This window comes from Pontibacter beigongshangensis (assembly GCF_014332515.1).
GTDB lineage: Bacteria > Bacteroidota > Bacteroidia > Cytophagales > Hymenobacteraceae > Pontibacter > Pontibacter beigongshangensis.
This window is the reverse complement of the sequence record NZ_VFSD01000001.1, coordinates 310541-337499: the sequence shown is the minus strand read 5'-3', so window position 1 is coordinate 337499 and position 26959 is coordinate 310541. Positions and strand designations below refer to the sequence as shown.

The 26959-nt window shown below is 48.7% G+C and carries 20 protein-coding genes; 14 read left to right on the top strand and 6 right to left on the bottom strand.

Annotation, left to right across the window (positions count from 1 at the left end):
- Positions 1 to 89: 89 nt before the first annotated feature.
- From FJM74_RS01235 to FJM74_RS01210, 6 genes are all read left to right on the top strand, one after another.
- Entirely contained in the window at positions 90 to 605 is a 516-nt protein-coding gene (locus FJM74_RS01235) for a hypothetical protein (RefSeq protein WP_187260728.1), read from the top strand.
- Positions 586 to 864 carry a hypothetical protein gene (locus FJM74_RS01230; RefSeq protein WP_187260727.1) on the top strand — a complete coding sequence of 93 codons (279 nt, stop codon included), beginning with the start codon at positions 586 to 588 and terminating at the stop codon, positions 862 to 864. The genes FJM74_RS01235 and FJM74_RS01230 overlap by 20 nt, the downstream gene beginning before the upstream one ends.
- Positions 865 to 868: 4 nt before the next feature.
- Positions 869 to 1492, top strand: a complete 624-nt coding sequence (locus FJM74_RS01225) for a peptidoglycan-binding protein (RefSeq protein ID WP_187260726.1) — start codon at positions 869 to 871, stop codon at positions 1490 to 1492.
- A 101-nt stretch (positions 1493 to 1593) separates the two neighbouring features.
- Positions 1594 to 1779, top strand: a complete 186-nt coding sequence (locus FJM74_RS01220) for a hypothetical protein (RefSeq protein WP_187260725.1) — start codon at positions 1594 to 1596, stop codon at positions 1777 to 1779.
- Between the two features lie 209 nt (positions 1780 to 1988).
- Positions 1989 to 3815 carry an alkaline phosphatase D family protein gene (locus FJM74_RS01215; protein WP_187260724.1) on the top strand — a complete coding sequence of 609 codons (1827 nt, stop codon included), beginning with the start codon at positions 1989 to 1991 and terminating at the stop codon, positions 3813 to 3815.
- Positions 3812 to 4291 (top strand): hypothetical protein, encoded by a 480-nt coding sequence (locus FJM74_RS01210; RefSeq protein WP_187260723.1) that lies wholly within the window; start codon positions 3812 to 3814, stop codon positions 4289 to 4291. The genes FJM74_RS01215 and FJM74_RS01210 overlap by 4 nt, the downstream gene beginning before the upstream one ends.
- Positions 4292 to 4719: 428 nt before the next feature.
- On the opposite strand, the gene FJM74_RS22620 is transcribed toward FJM74_RS01210, so the two are convergent.
- Positions 4720 to 6558 (bottom strand): LTA synthase family protein, encoded by a 1839-nt coding sequence (locus tag FJM74_RS22620; RefSeq protein ID WP_187260722.1) that lies wholly within the window; start codon positions 6556 to 6558, stop codon positions 4720 to 4722.
- Between the two features lie 693 nt (positions 6559 to 7251).
- On the opposite strand from FJM74_RS22620, the gene FJM74_RS01200 reads away from it, so the two are divergent.
- Both FJM74_RS01200 and FJM74_RS01195 read left to right on the top strand, forming a co-directional pair.
- Positions 7252 to 10392, top strand: coding sequence for a galactose-binding domain-containing protein (locus tag FJM74_RS01200; RefSeq protein WP_187260721.1), 3141 nt, complete (start codon positions 7252 to 7254; stop codon positions 10390 to 10392).
- Between the two features lie 490 nt (positions 10393 to 10882).
- The gene (locus tag FJM74_RS01195) at positions 10883 to 13075 is read left to right on the top strand and encodes a glutamine synthetase III family protein (protein ID WP_187260720.1); all 2193 of its coding nucleotides are present in this window, start codon (positions 10883 to 10885) and stop codon (positions 13073 to 13075) included.
- 317 nt (positions 13076 to 13392) lie between these two features.
- Here FJM74_RS01195 and FJM74_RS01190 read toward each other — a convergent pair whose 3' ends face one another.
- On the bottom strand, positions 13393 to 13785 hold the full coding sequence (locus FJM74_RS01190) for a hypothetical protein (protein ID WP_187260719.1): 393 nt from the start codon (positions 13783 to 13785) through the stop codon (positions 13393 to 13395).
- Positions 13786 to 14144: 359 nt separating this feature from the next.
- Here FJM74_RS01190 and ispG point away from each other — a divergent pair, with 359 nt between their 5' ends.
- The 3 genes from ispG to FJM74_RS01175 all read left to right on the top strand — a co-directional run bounded on the left by ispG (position 14145) and on the right by FJM74_RS01175 (position 17603).
- On the top strand, positions 14145 to 16118 hold the full coding sequence (gene ispG / locus FJM74_RS01185; protein WP_187260718.1) for a (E)-4-hydroxy-3-methylbut-2-enyl-diphosphate synthase: 1974 nt from the start codon (positions 14145 to 14147) through the stop codon (positions 16116 to 16118).
- Between the two features lie 345 nt (positions 16119 to 16463).
- The gene (locus tag FJM74_RS01180) at positions 16464 to 16628 is read left to right on the top strand and encodes a DUF6728 family protein (RefSeq protein WP_187260717.1); all 165 of its coding nucleotides are present in this window, start codon (positions 16464 to 16466) and stop codon (positions 16626 to 16628) included.
- A gap of 504 nt (positions 16629 to 17132) precedes the next feature.
- Positions 17133 to 17603: a MarR family winged helix-turn-helix transcriptional regulator gene (locus tag FJM74_RS01175; RefSeq protein WP_187260716.1), complete on the top strand. Its 471-nt coding sequence runs from the start codon at positions 17133 to 17135 to the stop codon at positions 17601 to 17603.
- Positions 17604 to 17789: 186 nt separating this feature from the next.
- On the opposite strand, the gene leuS is transcribed toward FJM74_RS01175, so the two are convergent.
- The gene (leuS, locus tag FJM74_RS01170) at positions 17790 to 20561 is read right to left on the bottom strand and encodes a leucine--tRNA ligase (RefSeq protein WP_187260715.1); all 2772 of its coding nucleotides are present in this window, start codon (positions 20559 to 20561) and stop codon (positions 17790 to 17792) included.
- 614 nt (positions 20562 to 21175) lie between these two features.
- Between leuS and FJM74_RS01165 the strand changes: the two genes are divergently transcribed.
- On the top strand, positions 21176 to 21829 hold the full coding sequence (locus tag FJM74_RS01165) for a DsbA family protein (RefSeq protein ID WP_187260714.1): 654 nt from the start codon (positions 21176 to 21178) through the stop codon (positions 21827 to 21829).
- Between the two features lies 1 nt (position 21830).
- On the opposite strand, the gene FJM74_RS01160 is transcribed toward FJM74_RS01165, so the two are convergent.
- Together FJM74_RS01160 and FJM74_RS01155 are read right to left on the bottom strand one after the other, a co-directional pair.
- Entirely contained in the window at positions 21831 to 22577 is a 747-nt protein-coding gene (locus tag FJM74_RS01160; protein ID WP_187260713.1) for a spheroidene monooxygenase, read from the bottom strand.
- A 103-nt stretch (positions 22578 to 22680) separates the two neighbouring features.
- The gene (locus FJM74_RS01155; protein WP_187260712.1) at positions 22681 to 23181 is read right to left on the bottom strand and encodes a pyridoxamine 5'-phosphate oxidase family protein; all 501 of its coding nucleotides are present in this window, start codon (positions 23179 to 23181) and stop codon (positions 22681 to 22683) included.
- A 292-nt stretch (positions 23182 to 23473) separates the two neighbouring features.
- Between FJM74_RS01155 and FJM74_RS01150 the strand changes: the two genes are divergently transcribed.
- On the top strand, positions 23474 to 24058 hold the full coding sequence (locus FJM74_RS01150; protein WP_187260711.1) for an acyl carrier protein phosphodiesterase: 585 nt from the start codon (positions 23474 to 23476) through the stop codon (positions 24056 to 24058).
- Between the two features lie 401 nt (positions 24059 to 24459).
- Here FJM74_RS01150 and nhaA read toward each other — a convergent pair whose 3' ends face one another.
- Complete coding sequence (gene nhaA, locus FJM74_RS01145) at positions 24460 to 25806, bottom strand: Na+/H+ antiporter NhaA (protein ID WP_187260710.1); 1347 nt, start codon at positions 25804 to 25806, stop codon at positions 24460 to 24462.
- A 705-nt stretch (positions 25807 to 26511) separates the two neighbouring features.
- On the opposite strand from nhaA, the gene FJM74_RS01140 reads away from it, so the two are divergent.
- The gene (locus FJM74_RS01140; RefSeq protein ID WP_187260709.1) at positions 26512 to 26811 is read left to right on the top strand and encodes a hypothetical protein; all 300 of its coding nucleotides are present in this window, start codon (positions 26512 to 26514) and stop codon (positions 26809 to 26811) included.
- Positions 26812 to 26959: the final 148 nt, after the last annotated feature.

Here is a 26959-nt window from a genome sequence, read left to right as displayed (position 1 = left end):
CCAGCCAGGCCTGCAAAGCCTGTAAAGGAAGAGGTGGGCATTATGGCAGACCCTCCCATCAAGAAGCCTGACCCGAAACCGACTGAGTAATGCACAGGAGAAGAAGCATATATAGAAGCACATACACCTTAACCCTGCTGATAATTATATGCTTCTTTGCCCACAACGCCTTTAGCAGCCTGAACTACGATGTGTTGCACATAAACCAGAGTATCAGGCTTTTCGGGCAAACGCTCTTTATACGTGACATATTCCCCTTCTTCGACGCAGAGGAAACGGGGCATTATGGGGAAACGGTGCGGATGGATATTCAAATCTACTTCTACAGGCTGGGGTTTAAGGTCATCCTGTTCCTGTTCGCACTTGACAGATTAAAGCTTATCAGCACGCTTAACATCTTCCTCAGAGAGATTCCAGGCAGGGAAATGGTTAAGATGCCATACTTTACCTTATTACTAGTTGCGCTTTTCCTCTACGAGCTGCTGGACTTTGTCTTTTTCGCAGGGCAGACGGATTGGCGGCTTCAGGCAATCACTGTTTCAGTGGCGTTGTCTATGATCGTGGCATATAAAAAAAAGGGAAGTAGTGGCAGTAAAGATAGATGATAAGGGGATCAACGTGGTGGACTGGCTCTTTAAGGGCCTGTGGGCTATGGTCGTGTTCTTCCTGGTGGATTTCCACAACCAGAACAAGGAGTACCAGAAGCACCAGGCTGACATCAACGAGAAACTGGTGAACGTGCTGAACCAGTTGCAGCAGAACCAGGCTGTGCAGAAACGCGACAACGACTACATCATGCAGGAGATAAAGGAGCTGAAAGACGATGTGAAGGAACTCAAAGAAGTAAACAGAAGATCAAGATAATATCATGGCCTCACGCAATGTAAATGATTTGCACCCTACTCTAGCCAACGCCTACATTAAGGCAACAGCCCTATGGCTAGACAAATACCCCAACCGGCCTATCCCGATGCTGACTGCCACCCACCGTAGCGACTACGAGCAAGGGGAACTGTACGCACAAGGCAGGACAAAGCCAGGCGCAAGGGTCACTAATGCGCGGCCCGGATCCAGTCCGCATAACTTCAAGCCTGCATACGCCTTTGATATTGCTTTCAAGAACCCGAACGGCACACTAGACTGGAGCAGCAACATGTTTGCAGACTTCAACAAGCTGGTGAATCAGGTAGCGGTGGGCATTACCTGGGGCGGCAACTTTAAGAGCATAAAGGACGCGCCACACTGGGAGCTAACCGGCTGGCAGATGCTATCTAAAAGGCGCAAGGTCTACAAACTAGAGCATCCTTATATGAAAGACGATTACATCAAATACATTCAGACAGCAGCAGCCTTGTATTTAGGGGAGGGCATAGAGGCAGACGGAATCTTTGGCCCCGGCACCGAAGCACTGGTAAAGCGTTTCCAGACTTCTAAAGGATTGAAAGCTGATGGCATTGTAGGAGAGCAGACACTAAAAGCTTTATGTATATGAGAAAATTTATTCTTGAAATCTATTTAAGGTGGAAAGAGCCTTTAAACCAATGGTGGCGTAACGCTGCTGTAATATTCGTTTCCATCGGTGGTATTTGCGCTATGATAACGGACTTTCTGCCTGCTATCCTGCATGATGAGTTTGTGCCGGACCATTGGAAGATGGCTTTACGGATGGTGTACAGTGCTGCTCTATTCGGGGCAACCCTGGCAAAGCTCACCACCAGCAACTACCCATCACTGAAACGAAAGAAAAACGAAGCATTGGAGGAAGAAGATCATGGCTAACGAAAGATACCTACAGATAACGATCAAGTACGACCCCGATATGACCGAGCATGTAAAGGCTGGTAAAAAACACACTGATGTACGGACAGGGGAAACTATAAAGAAAGGTACTATGTGCTATAAGTTGCGACACAGGCTAGATGGCAAACTGTACTCTGTATACATTTCTGAATCTACCTATCAAAAATTGACACCTTAGCAGTAACATCATGGAGATCGAACTATTATTGGAGGGCATACGGGAGGCTTTCCAGCAACAGGAAGCCAGGATAAAAGCCCTGGAAGAAAAGCTGAAAGAACCACAGCCAGAACAACCTATTGAGCCGGATCCAATAGAGCCTATACCTGAACCTGAACCTGACAAAGAACCCTACATACACCCTGAAATGCGGTGGGTGCCACCCAAACTAAAGGTAGGGGAAACGAAGCCTTTCGGGTTTACCTCTAAAAGCCAGGGTCGTATCAGTGTTTCAGCTTCTTACTCCGATATTATCAGGATAGAAGAAAAGGACGGTGTCTGGTATGCCACAGGTATGAAAGCGGCGCGTTCCAACGTGAAAGCCATACAAGAGCCTGCCTATCCCTATAAAGGAACCACCATGACTACCACTATCCAGGTAGAGCCAGCCGAAGGAGGGGAGCCGGCACCAGAGCCGGAAACGCAACCGGAAGAACCGACACCAGTTGAGCCACTACCGGAAGAACCGAGAGGAACGGTTGTAGCTGAAACCGCCTGGGTAGGGGCCGTGGCAACTACAGAAGCCACCATTAAAACGAGGCTGTCTGAGAACAAGGAGGCGAGTTTGCAAATGTCGCTTTCTTCGAGCTTCGACAACCCATTTACAGCAGCGACCGGAACCGGCGACCCCGAAAAGGATTATGTCATTTCGCTTAGGCCAAAGAACCTGAAACCGAACCAACGCTATTATTATAAGATTAAAGTAGATGGGGAGCTGGCAGCAACCGGGTCTTTCCGAACCTATCCGGCACCGGGCACCGACTTTGAGTTTCTGGCAGCCTCGTGCAGCGGGAAGGGATCAAAGGACAGGATTTCAGGGGCACCTATCCTGAAGCAGCTCCCGAAACAGTTCCCTAATGCGGTGACCTTTGTCCACATGGGGGACTTACACTACTCAGACAACAATCAGAATAACCCGCAGCTATGGCGTGATGCTTTTAAGGGGTGTTACCTGGAAGATAGCTACAGGGACATGTACAGCTATTGGGGCATGCCTTACACGCGTGACGATCACGACTTCTGTAACAACAACTCACATTCGCAGTCTACAGGTGCCCCGGCATCCAACAGGGCATACAGGGAGTACGTGCCTAATTACCCTTTCCAGCAATCCCTTAAAACGGGGGTAATACCGCGTGACGACGGAACACTGGCAGCGGGGCAAACGTGGGCAATGGGGTCTATTCGGGTTATCATGCTGGACTGTAGGACAAAGAAAGTGTTAACCGGGCCAGGCAAGACGTTGTTAGGGAGGCAGCAGATGGAATGGTTCAAAGAAACCCTTGCCTATGCTACTGAACCCGCTATAATGATCGTGTCCGGGTCTGTATACATTATGCGACCTGATTCACCTCACCTGGGCGACTTTGTGGATAGTTGGGGCCAATATCCAGAGGAACGCGAAGAGATAGCCAACTTCCTGATGGCAGAGGAAAACAAGCGCAACGGGGTACGCCTGAACGACCGCTGCTTTATCCTGCATGGGGATGCGCACCAGATAGCGATAGATAACGGCACGAACTCACAGTTTGCAAAAGGCTATTCAGGAGCCACGCATAAGGGGCCACCTGTATTCTGCTTTGCTGCTTTGGATGCCTCCAACTCTCAAAAGGGAGGGCCATACTCTGAAGGGCTGCAATCCGGCACACGCCAATTCGGGCGGGTATTTGTAAAGCACGAAAGCGGCAGGCTGAAAATAAAGGGTATAGCTATGATGATGTATCACGGCACCAATGTTATGAAGGAGGTTTTTACGCATGAGCTAGACCTCCCGGATATTAAATACACCGTAGCATGAAACATAGACACATATTAGCCATAATTTGGATTCTGATTTTGCTTTCCTCCTGTGTGTCCGGCAAGAGAGCCGTGAAGGAACTACGGAAGGATAAGCACAAGCTGCTGGCCCTGGAACTCTGTGCCGACCTGGGAGAGATCAAGGAAACCATAGAGACCGTAACCGACACGGTAGTAAAAGTGGTAACTTTACCCGGCATAGAATTAGACTGCCCCGAAACCACTAACCCGACAACTGGCGAAAAATACACGCCAAAGGTCAAATGCCCTGATGTGCAGCAGGAGGTGAAGTATATCAGGACTAAGGAGACAATCACAAAAGAGAACACTTTCCGGGTGGATGCCCTGACATTAAGGAACGGGAAGCTCGAAACAGAACTGGCAGAAGAAAAAGACAAGGGCAAAAAGCAGCTATGGTTCAGCATCATTATGAGTGCCGTGGCCGTGGGGCTGTTTATCGCGCTGGTCAGAAAGTAACATTATCTAGACAACCTATTAAGCCTGCTCCTGATGGGGGTGGGCTTTTTTGTTTATAGTAGGCAGAAAGCAGGAAAACCCGTATTAAATTACCTATTGTTTACCTGACGGGGAAAATAATAGCAAAAAAGCAGGACTAAGTAGCTTGTTATCAATTAGTTATATAAACAGCTATTATAAAATGCGACTTTCTTCATAATCAGGCCACAAAGGTACGAAAATTAATTTCTTGATTTGAAGATTTGGAAATTTGAAAAGGTGCAGATTTTTAATTGAGGGTTTAGAGATTTGCTGCTTTTAAACGGCCTCAAATGCATCTGCAGTAAAAATGCTCCGGAGGGCTTCTTTCATTAGAATAATTTGTTTTTGTGGCTTTCCACCATCCTCAAATTCGGAAATTGTGTAGTCACTCATCCACTCATTCAAAATTACTTTTGGATAAAATCCTCGAACGAATACTGCATATAAGCTTTGCCCTGCTCCAGTTGCTCGTCTGTTACCTCAGGGTCGCGAAGCAGTACGTTCCGGCCGATATTGTCGAGCACCACGGTGCCTTGCTTTGTTATAAATCCAAAACCATCGTTGTACACATAAAACGCAAACGGATAAGGGGTTGGCGCCAATAGGTTCCTGCTCCACCTGAACTTGTCATGGGGCATCTGCAGCTGGTTCAGAAGGGTGGCGGCAACGTCTGTCTGGGCTCCGAGGGTTGGCACCACCAATCCTTTTTCTTTTACCGCGCCTCCTGTCAGGATAAGCGGGATGTGGAACTTGGACGGCACATGGTTCGGGTCTTCGTTGGGCAGCGGGTGCCCGTGGTCAGCCACCAGCACCACCAGTGTGTGCTCCCACCAAGGCTGCTTTTTTGCCTCCGCTATAAAGTTGCCCAGCGCCCAGTCGGTATAGTACACAGAGTTGCGGAACTTGGCTGCAAAATCGTTGCCCGGGAATTTCGCCGGTATCGGAATGTCGTAAGGCTCATGGCTGCTGAGGGTGAAGACAGTGGAAAAGAAGGGCTGCTTCTCTGACTTCAAATCGTTTAGTACCCGCTCAAACAGCACATGGTCGTGTGCGCCCCATTTAGAGTTATAAGATGCCGGGTCGAAATCATATTTGCTGATTAGCCTGTCGTAGCCTCCGTTGAGCAGGTACGACTTAATATTGGCAAACTCCAGCTCACCCCCATAATAAAAGCTGGTGCTGTACCCATGCTCCTCAAAAACATGACTTAGTCCAGGCAGTTTCTCCGATTTTCTGGGGTTTTTGATGATAGAGGTGGTCGTCTGCACCGGGTAGCCGCTCAGAATCGACACGAGGCCTTTCTCGCTCCGGTCGCCGCTGGCATATATATGGGTAAAGTTAATGCCCTCGGCAGCCATCTGGTCCAGGTTCGGGGTTACGCCCGGTTTGCCTCCAATACTGCCCACGAACTTGCCTGTAAAGCTTTCCAGAATTATAAAGAGTACATTGGGGTGTGCCTGCTTTAATACACTGGCAGCAGTGTCCGGGGCGGCGGCATAAAGCTCCTGAACCATTTTTTCGGCCTGCTGCAGCTCCATGTACTGGTAGGGGTTGCCTTTTTCCTTGTTGTATTTGATGAGGGAGTGCATAAGGTTCCAGGGCATGTTCAGGCTGGCATGGTTGGCAAAAGGCTTATCGGAGAAATAGGCGATGCTCTGGTTTATCGGAATCTGCTGCAGCCCGCCCCGCATGGGTATGATCAGCACGATGAGGTACACAAAAGCGACAGCAGAAAAGAGAAGCCTGCCAGAAGGGGGTACCGATTCACGGTAATCGAACACGAACCTGAACAAAAGAACAAAAAGGGCACTAATGGCCAGCACCACCAACGCGAGCAGGAACAGGGGCGCCATCGCCACAGAGGCCATCATTTCGGCAGGTGTGTTCAGGTATTGCAGCGGAGAGGCATCCAGCCGGAACCCCCAGAAATTGTACAGCTCCAGATCGGCGGCCAGCAACACCGAGAGCAGCAGCACTATACTATAGGTGTAATACCGGATAAACTTCCCGGCCCGGAGTTTCGGGATAGCCCTTGCCAGGGTAATGGCAAAAAAAGGCAGCACACTGCAGTAGGCGGCAAAAGACATATCGAGCGGAAACCCATTGATAAAGAGTCGGAGCAGGTCGTTGCCGGAAAGCACCTCCGCCCGGGGGTAGTGGTACATCAGAAATATGCCTCTGGCCACCAGAAAGTAAATGATCCAGAACAGAAAATAAAAAGGCTGGTATAGGATTCTTCTTTTCACGGCACAAATTGGTAGCCCACAAAATTAAGGATGTTATTCTAGAAAAGTCTGCAATTTCAGCATAAAGATTACTACCAAGTTGTACGGCAGATGCAGTTTTAGTCCCTGCAGAGGCAATGTAGATAAAACTGAAAAGGTTGATCTAATAGAATGGTTACGCCAATGACAAGGGGAGAGGCAAGGCTAATTCTTAATTCTGGATTATATATATATGACTTAAGTGGCTTTATACCTGCGCTTTATCAATTAGCAAGTATATAATTAAAGATTACCGGCTTTAAAAAAACCAATCCATTCTAATTCACACCAATAAATTGTATTGAACTTTAGCAAGATGCTTTAATAAATAGTATTTCAATAGAATTAGTTTATTCTAAGATAGATTCAAAGATGTTTTTTCATCAGAGTAAGGTGGAGAATAAAAAAACCACTAAATTGAATTAATTATCTAAATATTAAGTTATTTGCACAAACTAATCTAGTGAATGCCAAGAAAGACAAAATTGTTCTATTCCATTGATAATTTTAAAACAATAGCTATTATAATTTGCATAATAGCTATCTCAATACTTTGTGATGTACGGCCTTGGCAGTTTATATCATCACTAAGTGCTTGTAGGTGATTCATTTTTTATGCTAAAAAAGCGCCCCACTACCTCCCCTGATTTTTAATATTCAAATAATTCTTTTTGGATGATAATTTATACTCTCCCTTTACAGCTTTTGAGTTTACCGAAGAAGAGCTTTAATTGCCTGGTTAGCCCGAAAGTGTTTGCTACTGTTCTTCTGCTGGTGGCTGTCAATATAATGGCCAGTGCTCAGGTTAACCTCGCTCTGAGAAAACCAGCTGTTTCTTCTCCTAGCCCTATTCAGCCCGCCTCTTATGCCGTAGATGGCAATGCCGGCTCCCGCTGGGAAAGCGCCTACAGTGATCCGCAGTGGATTCATGTCGATCTGGGGGCCAATTATAACATAAATACGGTAAGGATACTCTGGCAGAATGCACATGCCGTTGATTACCGGATAGAAGTATCTAATGACGCCCTCAACTGGACCATTTTACGCACCGTCACAGGCAATACAACTTATCAAACGGCCTATCGGGAACATGCAGACTTAAATGGTAGTGGCCGTTACGTCAGAATATTTGGCACAAAAAGAGGCATTGAGGCCGGCACAACGTTGTATGGCTACTCCATCTGGGAGCTTGAGGTGTATGGAACGACTGCTGGAACTTCTTTTACGATAACAGACGAAAATAACGCACCCAATACTGTTGCAGAGAACTCCGCCACCGGAACAACGGTAGGTATAACTGCCAAGGCTACCTCGCCGGAGGGGAAAGCTGTTACCTACTCGCTGACTGATAATGCAGGAGGCCGGTTCGCCATCAATGCTACCACTGGAATTGTTACAGTAGCCAACAGCGCCTTACTCGACTTCGAGACTAATACTACGCACAATATAACTGTGCAGGCTTCTGATGGTACCCGAACCACCAGCCAGATGTTTACCATAGCTGTAACTGATGTAAATGAAAATATTAATCTAGCACTGAATAAACCTGTGGTTGCATTAAGTGCTTACAATAGCACAAACAGCGCAACCAATGCCGTAGATGGTAACGCTAACTCCCGCTGGGAAAGCCAGCACAATATTGACCCGCAGTGGATTTATGTCGACCTGGGCGCTACCTATACTATTAATACGGTTAAAATACTTTGGGAGAGTGCTCACGCTAAAGATTATAGAATAGAAGTTTCTGACAATACCACCAGTTGGACAACCATAACTACCATTACAGATAACTCATCATTTAAGCCGACATACAATGAGCATGTAAACTTAAACAGTAGAGGCCGATATGTCAGAATAGTCGGTACACGAAGAGGGATTGGTGGAGGTAAAAATCTATACGGTTACTCCATCTTTGAACTTGAAGTTTACGGCTCTCCTATTAAGCCCACTTATACCTGGAACGGGAGTGCTGGCAGCAACTGGAACTCTGCCTCTAACTGGACACCAAATGGTGTGCCGGCAGCAAGCGACCCGGTTGTGATCGTGGCTGCAGGGACGCCGCCGCAATTACAGGGGCCTGCCACCATCACGAACCTGACGATGAGGTCGGGTACCCTGAACCTGAATGGGCACCAGCTCTCCGTTACCGGAAATGTATTGTTTGAGGCTGGCACGGTTATGAATGGCAATCTTAATGTGCAATGCTCTGAAGTTCGCTTCAGGGGAACGACTTTTGAGGCAAGCACTACTTTATCAACGGTATGCAATAATATTTACCTGGAGGGTTCTGTTTTTAATGGGGCCACTAGTATTACAAAGCAGGGAGAACAGCCGGCAGATAATGACGGTAATGGCGGAAGCGTTTTCAACGGTCCTGTGGTAATCCGGAATAACTCTTCCGGGCGGCTGCGTATGGGACATCTAACCGGCGATGACTTCAATAACAACGTAACTTTTGTTCGGAGCGGCACGGGGTCTTTGGAAGTTAGCCACAATACCCGCTCCACATTTTCCGGCCATATTACCGTTGGCAGCAGCATGCCTGTCAGCCTAGGTACCGGAAGCGGAACTGTGGTTGCAGATGGATCTAATGATCAGATTATCAGTCAGTCAGGTGCTGCCGGAATCAACTTTAATCGAATGGAATTGGCTAAGCCAGGAGGTAACTTAGTTCTGAACACCCCTTTGCATATTGCTTCCTCCTTAAACCTGAAACAAGGGAAAATAATTAGTTCTGATGACAACCAGCTACTGTTTATGGCAGGAGCAACCGTAATCGGAGCATCCAACAGCAGTTTTGTGGAAGGACCAGTCGTGCGTTATGGTACCGGGGCCTTCACCTTCCCGGTTGGAAAAGGAAACTATTACCGATCTATCGGAATTGCACCTGCAGGGGTGGCCACAGATGCATTTAAAGCTGAGTACTTTCCTGAGAATCCAAACTCTAACTATCCCCTCAACACCAAAGACGTGGCTATTGATCATTTGAGCAGTTGTGAATATTGGCTTCTGGACCGGATAGGAGGAAGTGCCAGCACAGATGTAACCCTCAGTTGGGACAATACTGCTGTAGAAGGCTGTGCCGTACAGACTCCTGCAGACCTGCTGGTGGCGCATTGGGATGTAAGTGCGCCGGGAGGCCCCAAATGGGCAAATCATGGTCATAGTAGGTTCACAGGCGATGCCAGTGCAGGCACTATTACTTCTTCAACTCATTTTACCTCCTTTAGCCCTGTTACGTTAGGGTCCTTCTCTATCAACAATGCATTACCAGTTGAGCTTTTAGGTTTTAATGCGGAACTTGATAAAAATGAGGTGTTACTTTATTGGTCTACTGCGTCCGAAAAAGATAATAAAGGATTTGAGGTGCAGCGATCAGCAGACGGAATTACATTCCAATCTCTTTCATTCATAAACGGAATAGGTAACAGCAGCATCCAGAGGAACTACTCATATAAGGATAAGTTGCCGTTATCTGGTACGTCTTATTATCGCTTAAAGCAAATTGATTTTGACGAAAAGGCAGCTTATTCCAAGACGTTAGCGCTGAGTTTTATTACTAATCAGCCGTATGTGCTGGTGGCACCTAATCCATCGTCTGATAAAACTGATATATACCTGCAATTCAGTGAACCAAAGACATGCTACATACAGATTATTGACATAGCAGGACATGTTGTATTTACAAAGACAGTCTCTTCAATTTTATCTGACAAAATAACTTTAGACTTAAGTAAAATAGCAAAAGGATTATATTTTGTTACTGTACGTAGTGAAGATAAAATTTTATATAACAGAAAGCTACTGAAAGAATAGGTCTTCCTTTAAGGGCACTGATTAATTAGAATTATATACACAGAGTTGAATTCCAGCGAAGAACCTGTCCGCAATTTTGGAGAAGGAATGAGCTTTTCTGTTCAGATGTGGTACATCATTGCCTGAGTGTGGAGAAGGTTGCCTGCTGCCTTTAATGCCTTGACATGATTTCCCACTGTACCTTAGTTACCACTGCGCCTCTCTCTTTCGAGGGAGGTTATTTTATGCACGCTCTTGCTCTCCATACCCACATATAAAAGCATAGCCTGTTTATATTATCGTGGAAAGACCAGGTTATTTTCATAAACAATTAATATGCAGCTCTTAATTTTATAGCCACTTTTCCGGCTGGCTGGGTGCAAAAACCAGGGGGTCGATTGAAAATTTGTTAACTATTTTCAAAATACCCTATAAAAAAACTAGCGATGTACTTGAAAAATTAATTTTCTCATTATATTTGCTCATCTAAAACACCAACCTTAATTAATATATGGCCAAACTCCGTTTCAAAGCTCTTGAGCTCGTAAGCCAACGCACCGCCCGTGAAGTAAAACTGCCTTCACAGAAAATCTCAGATTACTATGGTGAGAATGTCTTCGGCCTGGATGCCATGCGTTCCACGCTCTCATCCGACTACTTTAAGAAGCTGCGCCGTGCTATCGACGCTGGTGAAAAGGTAGACCGCAACCTGGCCGACACGGTGGCAGCCGCCATGAAGGCCTGGGCCGTTGACAAAGGCGCAACCCACTACACCCACTGGTTTCAGCCGCTGACGGGTGCCACTGCTGAGAAGCACGACTCGTTCTTCGACCTGACCAGCGACGGCAAGGCTATCGAGAGCTTTAAAGCGAGCGCCCTGGTACAGCAGGAGCCCGATGCTTCCTCATTCCCGAGCGGAGGTATCCGCAACACGTTTGAGGCTCGAGGCTATACTGCCTGGGATCCTTCTTCTCCGGCTTTCATCCTGGAGAGCGGCGGTTCCAAAACACTTTGTATCCCTACCATCTTCGTTTCTTACACCGGCGAGGCCCTGGACTATAAAACGCCACTCCTCAAATCATTGCACCTGCTAAACGAGGCCGCCGTGCCGGTTTGCCAGTATTTTGATAAGGACGTAACAAGAGTTTCGGTAACGCTGGGTATTGAGCAGGAGTACTTTCTGGTTGACAGGGCTCTCTTCGATGCCCGCCCGGACCTGGCTATTTCCGGAAGAACTGTTTTTGGCCACACACCGGCCAAAGGCCAGCAGCTGGAAGACCATTACTTTGGCTCTATTCCAAGCCGCGTGCACGCCTTTATGGTAGAATTTGAGGCGGCCGCACATAGATTGGGAATACCGCTCCGAACCCGCCACAACGAAGTGGCCCCGGGACAGTTTGAGTGTGCCCCCACCTTTGAAGATGCCAGCCTGGCCGCCGACCACAACCAGCTCCTGATGGACATTATGGACCGGGTTGCCGAGCGCCACGGATTTAAAGTGTTGCTGCATGAGAAGCCGTTTAAAGGCATTAACGGCAGCGGCAAGCACAACAACTGGGCCATGAGCACCAACACCGGCGTGAACCTGTTGGCCCCGGGCAAGAAACCGAAAGAGAACCTGCAGTTCCTTACCTTTTTTATCAACACGATTCAGGCCGTCTACAAGAACGCCGACTTGCTGCGTGCCACCATCGCTTCGGCCAGCAACGATCACCGCCTGGGTGCCAACGAGGCTCCTCCGGCCATCATGTCGGTCTTCATCGGACAGCAGCTGACGGAGTTGCTCGACGAGTTTGAGCGCACCGAAAAAGTGCCGATGGAAAAAGGCGACAACATGTACATGAAACTCGGCATCGACAAGATTCCTGAAATCCTGCTCGACAACACCGACCGCAACCGTACTTCTCCTTTTGCCTTCACCGGCAATAAGTTCGAGCTTCGCGCCGTAGGTTCTTCTGCCAACGTTTCAGCTCCTATGACGGCCCTCAACACCATGGTGGCTGACCAACTGGTGGATTTCAGGACGAAGGTAGACCAGCTGATCGACGTGCAGGGCGTGAAGAAAGAGATTGCCATTATTCAGGTACTGCGTGAGTATGTGGCAGAGTCTAAGAATATTCGTTTCGAAGGAAACGGTTACTCCGAGGAGTGGGCCCAGGAAGCGGAGCGCAGAGGCTTGTCGAACATCAAGACCACGCCACGTGCCCTGGATGTGTACCACAGGCAAGAGGTGAAGGACCTGTTCGCCAGACACGGCATCTTTACCGAGGTTGAGCTAAATGCTCGCCACGAAATTCTGCTGGAAGAGTACATCAAAAAAATCCAGATCGAATCGCGCGTGATGGGAGACCTGGCCATGAACCACGTCATTCCGACGGCAGTTGCTTATCAGAACAAACTTATCAGCAACTATAAAGGCCTGAAGGAGCTTGGCCTGGAAGACGACTACTCCCACACCATGCTGGAGTCCATCAAGAAAATGTCGGGCTACATCTCCACTATCCAGAAGAACGTGGTAGCCATGATCGGATCGCGCAAAGTGGCGAACAAAATTGAGGATTCCCGTGAGCGTGCCATCTTCTACAGCGAGGAGATCTACGGCTATTTCGATACGATCCGCCACAGCGTGGACAAGCTGGAACTAATGGTGGACGACGAGGATTGGCCACTGGTAAAATACCGTGAGCTGCTGTTCCTGCAATAGCAGAACCAATAGTACGGAATTAAAAAAGGGGAGGTGTCCGGAAGGATGCCTCCCCTTTTAATTTGTGTTAAGGGAGCCGCGGCGCCGGTTGCTCAAAACAGCTCCGGAGGGGTGTTTTCATTGGAATAATTGGTTGTTTGTTGTTGGATGGTTGCATTTGTAGCCTGATATTGAATGACCAAAGTGAGCCTCCGGAATCAATTAACGATTAACAACAAACAATCAGCAACCCAAAAGCCGGATACCTTAAAAGGTCCTGTGGCCGGTGTCTCTGATAAAGCCTCCGGAGGGGTATTTTCATTCAAATAATTCAGGTCTCAGGAGGCGGCTTGTTCCTTCTGGCCTTTTTCCCTGAATTTGCAAATGAGTGTTCCGCTGATTTTGGCAAGAAGGAAGGGGAGAAGCACCATGGCCAGGGCAAGGGCGATAATACGGCGCAAGCCCAGCCGGAAAATCAGGTTCTGAACAACCCGGTCTTTGAGTTCATTAGCCAGAAAACCAGCCGTCCTTGACATGGGCTTGCCTTTGAGCACCTGCTCCACCTCTTTCCAGTTTCCTTTCTCAGCCTGCCGCTTCACAAACCCCAGAATAGTGTCTTTGGTAATCAGGATAGCCTCCGCCACCTGCTCCTGCCGCAATTGCGTCCAGCGCAGGAGTTCCTGCAATTTCAGCTGTTCTATAGGGGGAATCTTAAATTTAAAGTTTTGCATATGGCATAAGAATATAAGGAGCAAATTCAGCTCAGGTTAAAATACGCAAAAGACAGATATTTTTCTGATAATTAGCAATTTAAAATCTTGCATGAAGTAAAACCCTACACCAGCCTCCATGCCTGGGCCCGTCTATGTTTATTCCCTGCTGCGCCAATAAACCAGTAATACGCTTTCCGGCCACTGAAAACATGTTTACGGGTAACCAAACTTCGCTTCAGCTGCAATTGCAGGGGCCGAAAGGGTTAAATCAGGTTTTAATCCGGCAAAATTACGAATAAGCTGTAACTTTACGTACCATAGCTGTTGAACAAAGTGGCAGCAACTTTGGTTAACGATACGAGCAGATTCCTTAGAATATGAGCAACTATTATTGTCCGAGCCTGACGGCGTACGAACGCCGAAAATCTATTGTAGTAAATATCGGCGATTTGCCCATGGGTGGCGACTACCCAATACGGGTGCAGTCGATGACGACCGTAGACACGATGGATACGCTGGGGTCGGTGGAACAATGCATCCGCATGATGGAGGCCGGCTGCGAGTACATCCGCATTACGGCCCCCAGCATGAAAGAAGCGGAGAACCTCCGCCACATCCGCGATGAGTTGCACCGCCGCGGCTACCATGCCCCACTGATCGCAGACATACACTTTACGCCCAATGCCGCGGAAGTGGCGGCACGCATTGTAGAGAAGGTTCGTATAAACCCCGGCAACTACGCCGATAAAAAGAAATTCGAAGTAATCGAGTATAGCGACACCACCTACCAGGCTGAACTTGACCGCATCCGGGAGCGATTTTTGCCGCTGGTGCGCATCTGCAAAGCGCATGGCACCGCCATGCGCATCGGCACCAACCACGGCTCCCTCTCAGACCGGATTCTGAGCCGCTACGGCGATACGCCGCTCGGCATGGTCGAGAGCGCCCTGGAGTTTCTGCGCATCTGCGAAGACGAGCAGTATTACAACATCGTCATCTCGATGAAGGCCTCTAACACGCAGGTAATGGTGCAGGCCTACCGGCTACTGGTGCAGAAGCTCGACGAAGAAGAGCTAAAGCCATACCCGCTGCACCTGGGCGTTACGGAAGCCGGCGAGGCAGAAGACGGCCGCATAAAATCGGCGGTAGGGATAGGCACCCTGTTGGAAGATGGCCTTGGCGACACCGTGCGGGTATCACTCACCGAGGCCCCTGAGGCAGAGGCACCCGTTGCCAAAGCCTTGATAGACCGCTACGCCCACCGCGCGGAGAAGGCCCACCCCATAAAACCGATCTGCCACGTTCCGATAAACCCATTTCAGTACCAGCGCCGCGAAACTCAGGAAACCGAAAACCTGGGAGGCCTGAATGTGCCGCGAGTGGTGGCAGACCTGAGCCGGCTAAAGGAACCTGTGTATGCCGATCTGAAATGCGTGGGGCACCTGTATTCCATGCTGCTCGATAAATTCAGCATGAGCGACCTGGGAGCCGACTACATCTACACAGGCGACTCTCCGATAAAATTTATGCTGCCCAATGGGCTGAAGGAAATCGTAAACTATGTGCCCTGGCAGCTGATGGACCGCCTGACAGATAGCCACCCCCTGCTCACAGCCAGGCAGTACCGGGAGGCAACACAGCTGCACCCTACACTAAATTTCGTGCAGATCAGCATCAGTGACCTGACCGACGAGTTGCTGGCACGTTTAAAGCAGGACAGCACAACGGTACTGCTGCTGCAGACAAGCAATGAACACGCCATGGCGGAACTGCGGAAATGCTTTTTCCGGCTGATGAACAACGGGCTGAAGAACCCCTGCATCATCCAGCGCTCTTACGGAGCCTTAACTGCTGACGAAGTGCAGCTGTATGCGGCCACCGATGTGGGAGGCTTGCTGATAGATGGCTTGGGCGACGGGGTGATGCTGGGTACAGAGCTTCTGCCGGAGCAGGAGAAAGGCGCCTTGTTACAAACGATCGACCAGCTCAACAAGCTGAGCTTCGGCATCTTGCAGGCGGCCCGCACCCGTATGAGCAAAACAGAATACATAAGCTGCCCCAGCTGCGGACGCACTCTTTTCGATCTGCAGGAAACAACGGCCATGATCCGAAAGCGCACCGACCACCTGAAAGGCGTGAAAATAGGCATTATGGGCTGCATCGTAAACGGACCGGGCGAAATGGCTGATGCCGACTATGGCTATGTAGGCGTAGGGAAAGACAAAATTGCGCTTTACAGAGGCCAGACGGTCGTGAAAAAGTCTGTTCCTGCCGACAGGGCCGTAGATGAACTGATTGAACTGATTCGGGAAGATGACCGTTGGCTGGAGCCGGTGCAGCTGCAGGAGTAAGTTTTAAGCGACTTCCGGAAGTTTGTTGCTCAATGCTGTAAAGGAAAACAGAGGATACGCCGGCACCCTCAGGATACTTGCTTAAACAACTTGTTATGGAAAGTCTTAAAACTCAATTATTCTAATGAAAAGAGCCCCTCGGAGCTGATTTTATAGGGAAAAATCTTGATATCGCTAAGGTACATCGTAAAGGCACTTTTTATTTTTTCCTACAAAATTAGCCTCGGAGGGTTCTGCAGCTGTTGCTGCTCCACCTACACGACGGTGCGCATTCATTAAGCACTCTAATTGATTTGCGCCGGCTACTTGAAATTACCGATAATAAACTAATAAAAACCAATGATTATGAAGGGACTGTTTGATTTCACAGAAGTAGCGACCTACTTTTTCCGTAAGAAAGACCCACAACGCAAATCAAATTTCAACTTGCGGGCCATGCATACCATCAATAAAATATCTATCATCATGTTTCTACTGGGGGCTGTGTATTTTATCATTAAGCACTGGTAAGGTGGGAGTAACCTGGTGGTGTTTGGCTGGGCAAATGATTACCTGAATACGCTGGGGGCAGAAGGTCTGGGACAAAACTTGCTGCTGCAATTAGTGCTTTGCCGAAGTAGGAAATAGAAATTTAAAATCAGAAAGGATGGCGGGTACGCCGTTCGCCAGTTTTATTAGCGTTAAACCATTCTAATAATCTAATTGAAGGAGCACCGGGAAGGGAGGCATACCTGCATGAGCTGCTATAACAGAAGATAGCTTGCACACATTTGTGCTTATGGTTAGGTGTGTTGAGTTTCAGGTTAACCAAAACGATGGCCTGGCCAGGTCGTGGGTAGTCTTTTTGGTAGTAACTAATTCGAAAACTTCTTCCTTAGGATGGAGAAAAAAATGATTTCTTCCGTTTAATGGTTTGCCTATCAACTCTTTGTATTAATTTTTAAAAAAAAGATGGGTATTTCGGAATAAAAAAGGATTTTTTTATTATACTTGACTAAACACTTTCCCAGTTACATGCAGCTAGAACTAGAATTGACCACCTTCAATTTTCGCAGCGAAAGGCATAAAGGATGTATAAATCTTGTTTATACTTCCGGCTTAATCTTTAATGCCTACGAAAACTTTTTCAGACAATATGAGTTGACGACGCAGCAGTATAACATTCTGCGTATTCTGCGAGTGGACTATCCCGATCCCGTTTCTACATCTGTATTAAGGGAGCGCATGCTCGATAAGATGTCTGATGTTTCGCGCCTGGTGAGCAGACTCAAAAACAAGAATCTCGTTTCCGTAACACCAAATCCTGCCGATAAGCGCCTGGTCAATATTGTTCTTTCTGAAAAAGGCATTGAGTTAATGCACAGAATTGATGAAGCAGCCCCTCTCTTAGATAGTATGCTCGTGGATCTGGATGAACAGGAAGCCTCTACGCTGAATTCGCTTCTTGACAAGGTCAGGGACTCTGTGCGCAAGTTTAAGATTTAAAAAACCTCAATTTTTGCCTGCTGCCCTCTACTGCCAGACCCGTAGATCAGAAGTCGGTTTCTGATGTTTTCCAATGCTTAAACCTTTCCAGCGGGCAAGTGTTTTTCTAGACCAGTCTGAAAACCAACAGCCGCTTAAAATTGCGTCTAAGCGGCTGCCGATAGTTAATTGGTAAGATGGAGTTCTTTATACTACCACGTTAATTATTTTGTTCTGCACTATAATTATTTTCTTTGGTGCTTTTCCTTCTAAGAATTTTAGGACCTGCTCATCTGCCAGCACCGCTTTCTCCATGTCTTCACGCGGGGCATCCGTGGCAAAACTGATCTTTGCCCGCATCTTGCCGTTAATGGAAACAGGGTATTCAAACGTGTTTTCAACCAGGTAATCCGGGTTCCAGGCCGGGAAAGAAGCGAAGCTGACACTTTCGGTATGGCCAAGCTTCTCCCAAAGCTCCTCAGCAATGTGCGGGGCGTAGGGGGCCAGGATAATCGTGAGCGGCTCCAGGATGGCTCGTTTGTTACACTTTAGCTGCCCCAGTTCGTTCACGCAGATCATAAACGTAGACACAGAGGTGTTGAAGGCAAAACGCTCAATGTCTTCTTCTACTTTCCTAATGGTTTTGTGCAGCGATTTCAGCTCCGCTGGCGAAGGCGCATCATCAGAAACCGCCAGTTGGCCGTCTTTGTCGAAGAAGAGCTTCCAGAACTTGCGCAGGAACTTGTTCACGCCGTCCATGCCGTTGGTATTCCAGGGCTTGAACTGCTCCAGCGGCCCCAGAAACATCTCGTACATGCGCAGCGTGTCAGCTCCCAGTCGCTCCACCAGATCATCCGGGTTCACCACATTGTACTTCGACTTCGACATCTTCTCAATCTCCACGCCGCAGATGTATTTTCCGTCTTCGAGAATGAATTCTGCATCCGCGTATTCTGCGCGCCAGTTTTTGAAAGCCTTCAAGTCTAGCAGGTCGTGCTCCACGATGTTTACATCTACATGCAGGGCCGTCGTCTCGTACTGATCTTTCAAGCCAAATGAAACAAAGGTATTGCTGTCTTTAAGACGGTACACAAAATTAGACCGACCCTGAATCATGCCCTGGTTGATCAGCTTTTTAAACGGCTCGTCTTCCGGCACCAGCGCCATGTCGAAGAGGAACTTGTTCCAGAAGCGGGAATAGAGCAGGTGACCGGTGGCGTGTTCGGAGCCGCCAATGTACAGGTCTACGCTGCGCCAGTAGTTCACCACGTCGTGGTCTACAAAGGCCTGGTCGTTTTTAGGGTCCATGTAGCGGTACCAGTACCAACTGGAGCCGGCCCAGCCGGGCATGGTGCTCAGCTCGTAAGGGTGCTCGTTGTGGTACTTCCAATCCACGGCGCGGCCAAGTGGCGGCTCGCCTGTTTCGGTAGGCAGGTAGGCATCGATCTTGGGCAGCTCCAGCGGCAGTTCACTTTCCTGGATCAGGTGCGGAATTCCGTCTTTGAAATACACCGGAACCGGCTCACCCCAGTAGCGCTGGCGGCTGAACACGGCATCGCGCATGCGGTAGTTAATCTTTGCTTTACCCACACCATTATCTTCCAAGAACTTAATCAGCACTGGCAGGGCTTCCTGGTAGGTAAGGCCATTAATAAGCGCGGAGTTCACATACCGGCCTTCCTTGGTGGCATCGGCCTGGTGGGCAATATCCTGCTGCGCATCCAGTATCTGAATAATTGGCAAGTTGAAATGCGTGGCAAAATTCCAGTCGCGCTGGTCGCCGGAAGGTACGGCCATCACAGCTCCAGTGCCGTAACCTGCCAGCACATAGTCGGCAATATACACCGGTATTTTCTCTCCGTTAAAAGGATTGATGGCATAAGCACCTGTAAAAGCACCTGAAATAGTCTTTACATCGGTCATGCGCTCGCGCTCCGAGCGGTTTTTAGCCACAGCCACATAGGTTTCTACCTCAAAGGCATGTTCGGTGGTTGTGATCTGTTCCACCAGCTCATGCTCCGGTGCCAGCACCAGAAACGTAGCGCCATAAATGGTATCTACGCGGGTGGTGAATACTTTTATCTTCTGATCGGAGTTCTCCAGGGCAAACTCCATTTCGGCGCCAATCGATTTCCCGATCCAGTTGCGCTGCATCTCCTTTACCGGCTCCGGCCAGTCTATGGTATCGAGTCCCTGCAGCAGGCGCTCGGCGTAGGCGGTGATGCGCATCATCCACTGGCGCATGCGCTTCCGCTCCACCGGGTAGCCGCCGCGCTCCGACACACCGTCTTTCACTTCGTCGTTGGCGAGTACCGTGCCCAGGGCGGGGCACCAGTTCACCACGGCTTCGGCCACATAGGTGAGGCGGTATTTCAGAAGCATTTCGGCTTTCTGCTGCTCGGTCATGGCATTCCACTCATCCGAGGTAAAGGCCGGAGTGTCTTCGTCGCAGGCCGCGTTAACGGTTTGGTTGCCGGTTTGCTCAAACACGCGCACCAGTTGGTCTATGGGTTCTGCTGCTTCGGCACTGTAGTTATAGTAACTTTGGAACAGCTGCATGAAGATCCACTGCGTCCATTTGTAGTAACCTGGGTCGGAGGTGCGCACCTCGCGTTCCCAGTCAAACGAGAAGCCCAGGTTCTTGAGCTGCTCCAGGTAGCGGGTAATGTTCTGCTCGGTGGTGATGGCCGGGTGCTGGCCCGTCTGGATGGCATACTGCTCGGCCGGCAGACCGAACGCATCGAAGCCCATCGGGTGTAGCACATTAAAACCTTTGGAACGCTTGTAGCGGCTTACAATGTCAGAGGCGATGTAGCCGAGCGGGTGGCCCACATGCAGCCCGGCCCCGGAAGGGTAGGGGAACATATCGAGGGAGTAGTACTTGGGTTTCTCACTTCCTGCTTCGGCTCTGAACGTCTGGTTCTCTTCCCAGTAACGCTGCCACTTTTTCTCAATCTGGTTGAAATTATACTCTGACATCGGTTTTATAGCATTGTTTTTCGAACGGTAAATTTAGGAATAGTTGCCCGATTAATGGCAATAGTTATTTTATTAAGGAGGCTTCGCTAAATTAATAATTACAAATTCAAAATTAGAAATGCTGCATAGCTCCTTCCATGGCTCTATAGGTACTTCCATCGTTTTTTAGGTAGCTTCACAGGAGCGCTGTGTTCGATTCTCTGTATTACTAATCTGCCAATCAACAATTCAACCATCGCCTCATTTAACAATCAACAGCTAACAACCAGCAATCAACCCAATTATTTAAATGAAAAAGCCCTTCCAGTGCTGAAACAGGCTAAGCCAGCCAGACCGGCCGGTAAGACTGCCTTCGGCCCATTAGCGGGCAGTAGCAATTCCATGCCTCCGGAAGGGTATTTTCATTCGAATAATTCCAGCTGCTAACCTCGAAGGAGAGTTCCTTGCTACAGAGATTGGCGTGTACCTGTTCTTTTTGCCTGAATTTGATTATTTTTGTTCCTGGAAAAGACTGCTCCCTTGCACAGCAACATCGGCTGTGGAGCCCCTCGGTTACGATTGTGGGTTATGATGCGCTTGAAGTACCGGTTCCTATGCCCCTTTTAATTTACCTTATGGAAAAGAACGACCTGCTGGATTCGCCCCACCTGATCTATGTGATGGACCCTATGTGCACCTGGTGCTACGGTTTTGCCCCGGTTATAAAGCGACTACACGAAGAGTATCAGGATAAACTGAAATTAAAAGTGGTAGTAGGCGGATTAAGACCTGGTGCAACCACACCATTGCAAGCCGACACGCCCGACAATGTGCAGCAGCATTGGCATGAAGTAGCAGAAACCTCTGGCCAGCCGTTTAATTTTGATTTTTTTGAAAGGGAGGGATTTGTCTATGACACGGAACCTGCCTGCCGGGCCATCGTTGCCATTCGTTACCTGGCACCGGAACATGAGCTGGAAATGGCATCTGAAATCCAGCAAGCATTCTACAAGTTGAACCAGGATGTAACCAACCCTGCTGTTCTGGCAGCCATTGCATCACACTTTGGTGTGCAGGAAGAAACGTTTCTGGAAAACTTTCAGGATCCGCTGCTGATTGAGAAAACGCAGCAGGATTTTCTGATTGCACGCCAGCTCAGGGCCATCGCCTTCCCAAGCCTTTACCTCCTGAACGACAAGCGGATAAGCCTGATCAGCAGAGGCTACAAAAAATACGAAGCCGTAAACAGCCGGCTGGCAGAGGCGCTAAACGAGCCTTTGCCCTCGTAGATCAGCTTTCGTTTGGATAGAGTGCGAGATAGGCCTGGAGTGGGTCTGTTCCATGCCAGGTTCCATCGCTGGCAAATGGGCTGAACCGGGCAAACAATTCTTCCGAATACCATTTCTCTGCCCTTGTCCGTTGAATGACTTCCTGGTGCATAGGGTCTTGGTAAGCATATGCTTTGATGGCCTCCGCCGACTCCCAGACGCTAAAAGTGGCCTGCCTGATAAACGGCAACTCTCCTAAACCAATAGAACATATTAAACCTTTGGCCGAGTCGAGGGCGCGGGTGGCACCAGGCGCATACCGCATAAACCGGGGCAGCTTTAGCCAGTTCACCGAGGCGCGTGTTAGCACCGCCACCGGCCCGGCTACGTGCCCAGTTGGCAGAGCAGGCTGAAAAGGGGCTTTCCCGTCCCACTGTCCATGCGACTGCAGGGGGTAGAGCCATACCGTCCAGATCTCGTCGGTGTGCTGCCGGTAATCCCGGATCAGGGAAGAATTCTGGAAAAAATCGGTTGCAGCTTCCTGGCTCTCCCACGTGGCCATCAGACCATACCGCCGGAAATCCGGTGTCAGGCTGAAGCCTTTGCCTTGGCCACTCCCCAGCAGTTTGTAAAACAGAAGACCCGGCGTTTGGTTGAGTGGAGCCACAGAAGTACCCATTTGGGCAAGCCCCCAGCGGACATGGCCCCGGCAGATTCCGAAAAGGGTAAGGGTGGTGAGCCGGGCAGGGGCAGGTGCTGAGGTTTGCAAAGGTAGTTCCAATAGTGCTTCCGTAAAGGTACGCATCCTTATCAAAAAAATCACCTGCCACTCTAATCGGTGACAGGTGATTTCTTAGTTTTGTTTCAGAGCTTTACATGTTTAGTTTTTCATTATCACCGGGGTGATACTCCTGGCCGGTAATAACGGCTTTTGCCATGCCGATCAGGTGCACTACCGCACTGTTGGGCGAGTCCCAGTATTCAGCCTGCTCTATGGTCACTTTTATCAAACCGATATTCTTATCGTCTTTGCCATCGGGGAACCAGGCTTTCATGGCAGGAGACCAAAGCTCCTCAATTTTCTGTTTGTCTCTGGTCAGTGTGGCCCTTCCCGACACCGACACATACAGGTTGTCGCCAGGTTTGGCATAGCTGAGGTTTACGTGGGAGTCGTTGTTCAGCTCGTGCGATTTGCCTGAATCATAGCCCGTGAAAAACCACAGGTACCCATCATCCTTTATTTGCTGGGTGCTCATGGGGCGGCTGCGGAGCGTGCCGTCCTGCTCGTGCGTCGTCATCATGGCAATGTCGATGTCCTTGATCTTTTCGATCAGTTTATTTAGATTTTCTTTGGTGATCAGATTATTAGTCATAGCTTTCGTTCTTGTGTTTGTGCTTTAATTACGCGGTGCTATCAGAAAGGGTTTGTAGCCGGCTTCTGAATGAGCCTGTAACCATTTATCCCTCCCAAATGTTTTATCTTTGTGACATAAAGCCCGGCATCCGGCAAATAGGCTATGCCGGGAGTTGGCCTTCTTCAGGCAGAAAACCAGCTTTGTATCTGCCGGTAGTTAAACCGGCAGAAACCTGTCAGCACCAAAGAAATTATGAGCAGCGGAAGAATGCTGCCCAACCATTGTCTGGCCCTAAGCTTATGAGCGAACCGTGAACTACCTGGCCCACATATACTTGTCCGGCGATGAAGAAGAGCTGTTGATCGGCAACTTTATAGCAGATGCGGTGAAAGGAAAACAGGTGGAGCAGTACCAGGAGGGGATAGCCCGCGGCATCCGGCTGCACCGCCTCATCGATTCCTACACCGATACGCATCCGGTGGTGCGACAGACCAAACTGCGCCTGCGCCCACATTTCAGAAAATATGCGCCTGTGGTGGCCGACGTTTTTTACGACCATTTTCTGGCAAAAGGCTTTGAGCAATATGCTGACGTATCGCTGCCTGCCTTTGCAAAGCAGGTGTACAGGATCATAGAAAACCGCTTCCTGCTGCTGCCTCCTAAGGTACAATATTTTTTCCCGTACATGATGCGACAGGACTGGCTGGCCTCTTATGCAGAGGTGGAGGGAATCAGGCGGGCGCTGGTCGGCATGAGCCGCCGCACGGCCTTCACCTCGGGCATGGAACTGGCCGGAGATGAATTAGAGGCAAACTATGGCAGATATGGTGCCGATTTCGACACTTTTTTCCCAGATCTTGTGCATTATGTGGAGCAGGTAAAGAAAGAACTGTAGGGCGTGATGGTTAAAAAGTACCCCTAAGCTTACTTCTGCTATCTGGTGTTTTACAGCTGGAACTTCCTCACTAATAGTATCGGATAACTTACCTTATATGGTCCAAGTGTTTTCGCTCGTATCTGCCTTCCTGCTTCAAAACAGCGGCCGCAAAACCTCTGGAGGGGCATTTTCATTCAAATAATTTGGTTTGATGTGCTGATGAGCTAATTATTCAAGTGGATAACCTAATATGAGATAAATAGAGTTTCCGGGCGCTGTCTCCTGACAACGCACTTTAGGTAAGTCAGCAATTTGATTAGTTATTCATTGCTATGGCATGGCTTTGGAATTGGCTAATTTAGCGAGCACAAGCTTCTATCCGGAGCCACTCCATTTTACACTGATAATCAAGTCTTTGCCTAATCGACCGACCTGGCAAGCAGTAGCAGCAGTAAGCCGCCTGCCGCTGCCATACCGGAAGCAGCCAGAATGGCTAATTTGGCAGCAGGCAGCAGCCCAGTGCCTTCAAAGGCCAGGTTCGCAATAAAAATAGACATGGTAAAGCCGATGCCGCTAAGAAGGCCCACTCCGATTACCTGCCACCAACTGATGGAATCGGGCTTTATGGCAAAGCCTGCGGCGGAAGCCAGACCGGCAAAAACAATTATTCCCAGTGGTTTCCCCAATGTCAGCCCAAGTACAATGCCTACGGCTAGAGGGTTGAAAAAATTGTCCAGCAAGGCAGCATCTACAAAAATTCCGGCATTTGCCAGCGCGAACAGTGGCATAATGGCAAAAGCGGCCCAGGGGTGCAGGGCGCGCTCCAATCTGCTTAAGGGCGAAAGCGCCTTTTCACTATTGGCCGCTATGGTGTACGCGGCAGCCTGAAAATCGCCTTCCCGTTCCTCCTCCGCCACAGCAGCCCCCGACAGGTGAGGTGAAAAATGAGCGGCATGCAGTTCTCCCAGTATATGATCAGTCGAAAAGATAAACTCGTCTTGTTTGATACCGGATCGTGAAGGAATAGTGAGCGCAAGCAGGATGCCAGCTACCGTGGCATGCACCCCCGACAGCAGGAAAGCCACCCACATAACAAGGCCTAGTAGTATATAAACAGGCAGTGCCCGGACATTGAAAGAACTGATAACCAGGAGAAGTCCAAAAATGCCAAAGGCCACCCAAAGACTCAGAAAGTTTACGTCGGCCGTATAAAAAAGCGCTATCACAAGTACCGCCCCGATATCATCTACCATGGCACAGGCTACCAGAAAAAGCTTTAGGGCAAGAGACACCCGCTTGCCAAGCAGCGAGAGCAAACCCAGCGCAAACGCAACATCCGTTGCCATAGGAATACCCCAACCCGAAATACCTGCCTCTCCAGCATTGAAAAGCACAAAAATAAGAGCCGGAACCACCATGCCACCTATAGCAGCCATAATCGGAAAACTCGCCTTACGAAACGAGGCGAACTCTCCCAATAAGAACTCCCGTTTAATCTCCATGGTGACCACAAAAAAGAAGATGGTCATCAAACCATCGTTTATCCAGTGCAGTAGGTCTTTAGAGAGACTAAAATCGCCGATAGCCACCGTAAAGGTAGTACCCCAGGTAGCCTCGTATGTATCGGCCCAGGCGGAGTTTGCCCATATCAAAGCCAGAAGGGCGATAAAAACTAGCAGAATGCCGCTAAATGCCTCGGCCTGTATAAAAGTCTGAATAGGATAAAGGATCCTCCGGGATAATCTGGGTTTGGCAGCGTTACTCACAGTTTGTCGTTTAGGGGTTAAAGCAGGCTCCTAAGACCATGGCTTCTTTTTGCTGGAGATGCTTAACCAACAAAGAAAACCAGGCAAATGCAGCTTTAGTGGTAAGACGTACCGGTTTCGCAAAAGTTGTTTTCTTTACCGGTACCACCTGTGGCCGACAACTACGTATTTATACAGGCGAAAAGGGGAGTAGCTGTTGAGTAAATAGACAATGGCAATTGCATGGCTGGCAAATCTGCCCGCCCAAAATATAAAGCAAGCGTGTAAGTTTCCCTTGCGAAGCCAGTTGCTGACTGACATTTTATGCTATTCTTCCAATGAATATCCTTAAATTACCGTTATAGGTCATTACTTTGGCCAGTACCTTAAATTGGATTAAGATAATTATCTGGCAGCACCTATATTGGTTAAACTTGTAGTAAATTCGCCTTATTTCACATAAAGCTTCCCTACTTTTCGATGGGGCCAGATTCGGCAACAAATATTTGAATATAATTATATGGTTGATTATTAATTATTTATCAAACTACAACCAGTTCAGGCGGAGCAGGTTTTATATCTGAAATAAACCTGGAGATTCACCCCTTATTTACGGTTGACTACGTATAAACCTGTAAAGCGAATTTGTACGCATTAAATATTTTGTTAAATTTGAAAACTGCTCCTTTGCTGCGGTAATTGAAGTACTTTCATACATAACTTAACATGGGTAAGAAGAAAGCGGTTGCAGAAGTGTTATATGCTGATCTGGACACGACTCAATCAGAAAAGTTGTATGACAGCATTTATGAATACATCAAGGAGAATGACTCGTTGGTTTTCTTTAGCATTATGCAGTATAAATTCGCCACCCTGCACAACAATCCCATGAATGAGCACCTGGAGTACAAGATCATGCACTTTATGATGGTTAAAATGCAGGAGTATTACCCTTTGGTGCTGGACGGCATGCTGAAAGATCTACAAGGCGATCCCGCCATACGCGCTGCCACCCAGGACAAGTAAACTTCCCGGGTTCCTGTCAATTTCACCATTTTCCGCCGTTTAAGAAATCAATCTGCTGAAAGGCTTTTTATACCGCAAGCGCCTGCCACTTTTCAGGCCCTTACCTTTGCTGCAATTGTCGCGGGCTGAGGCCACCAGAGATGTTGCT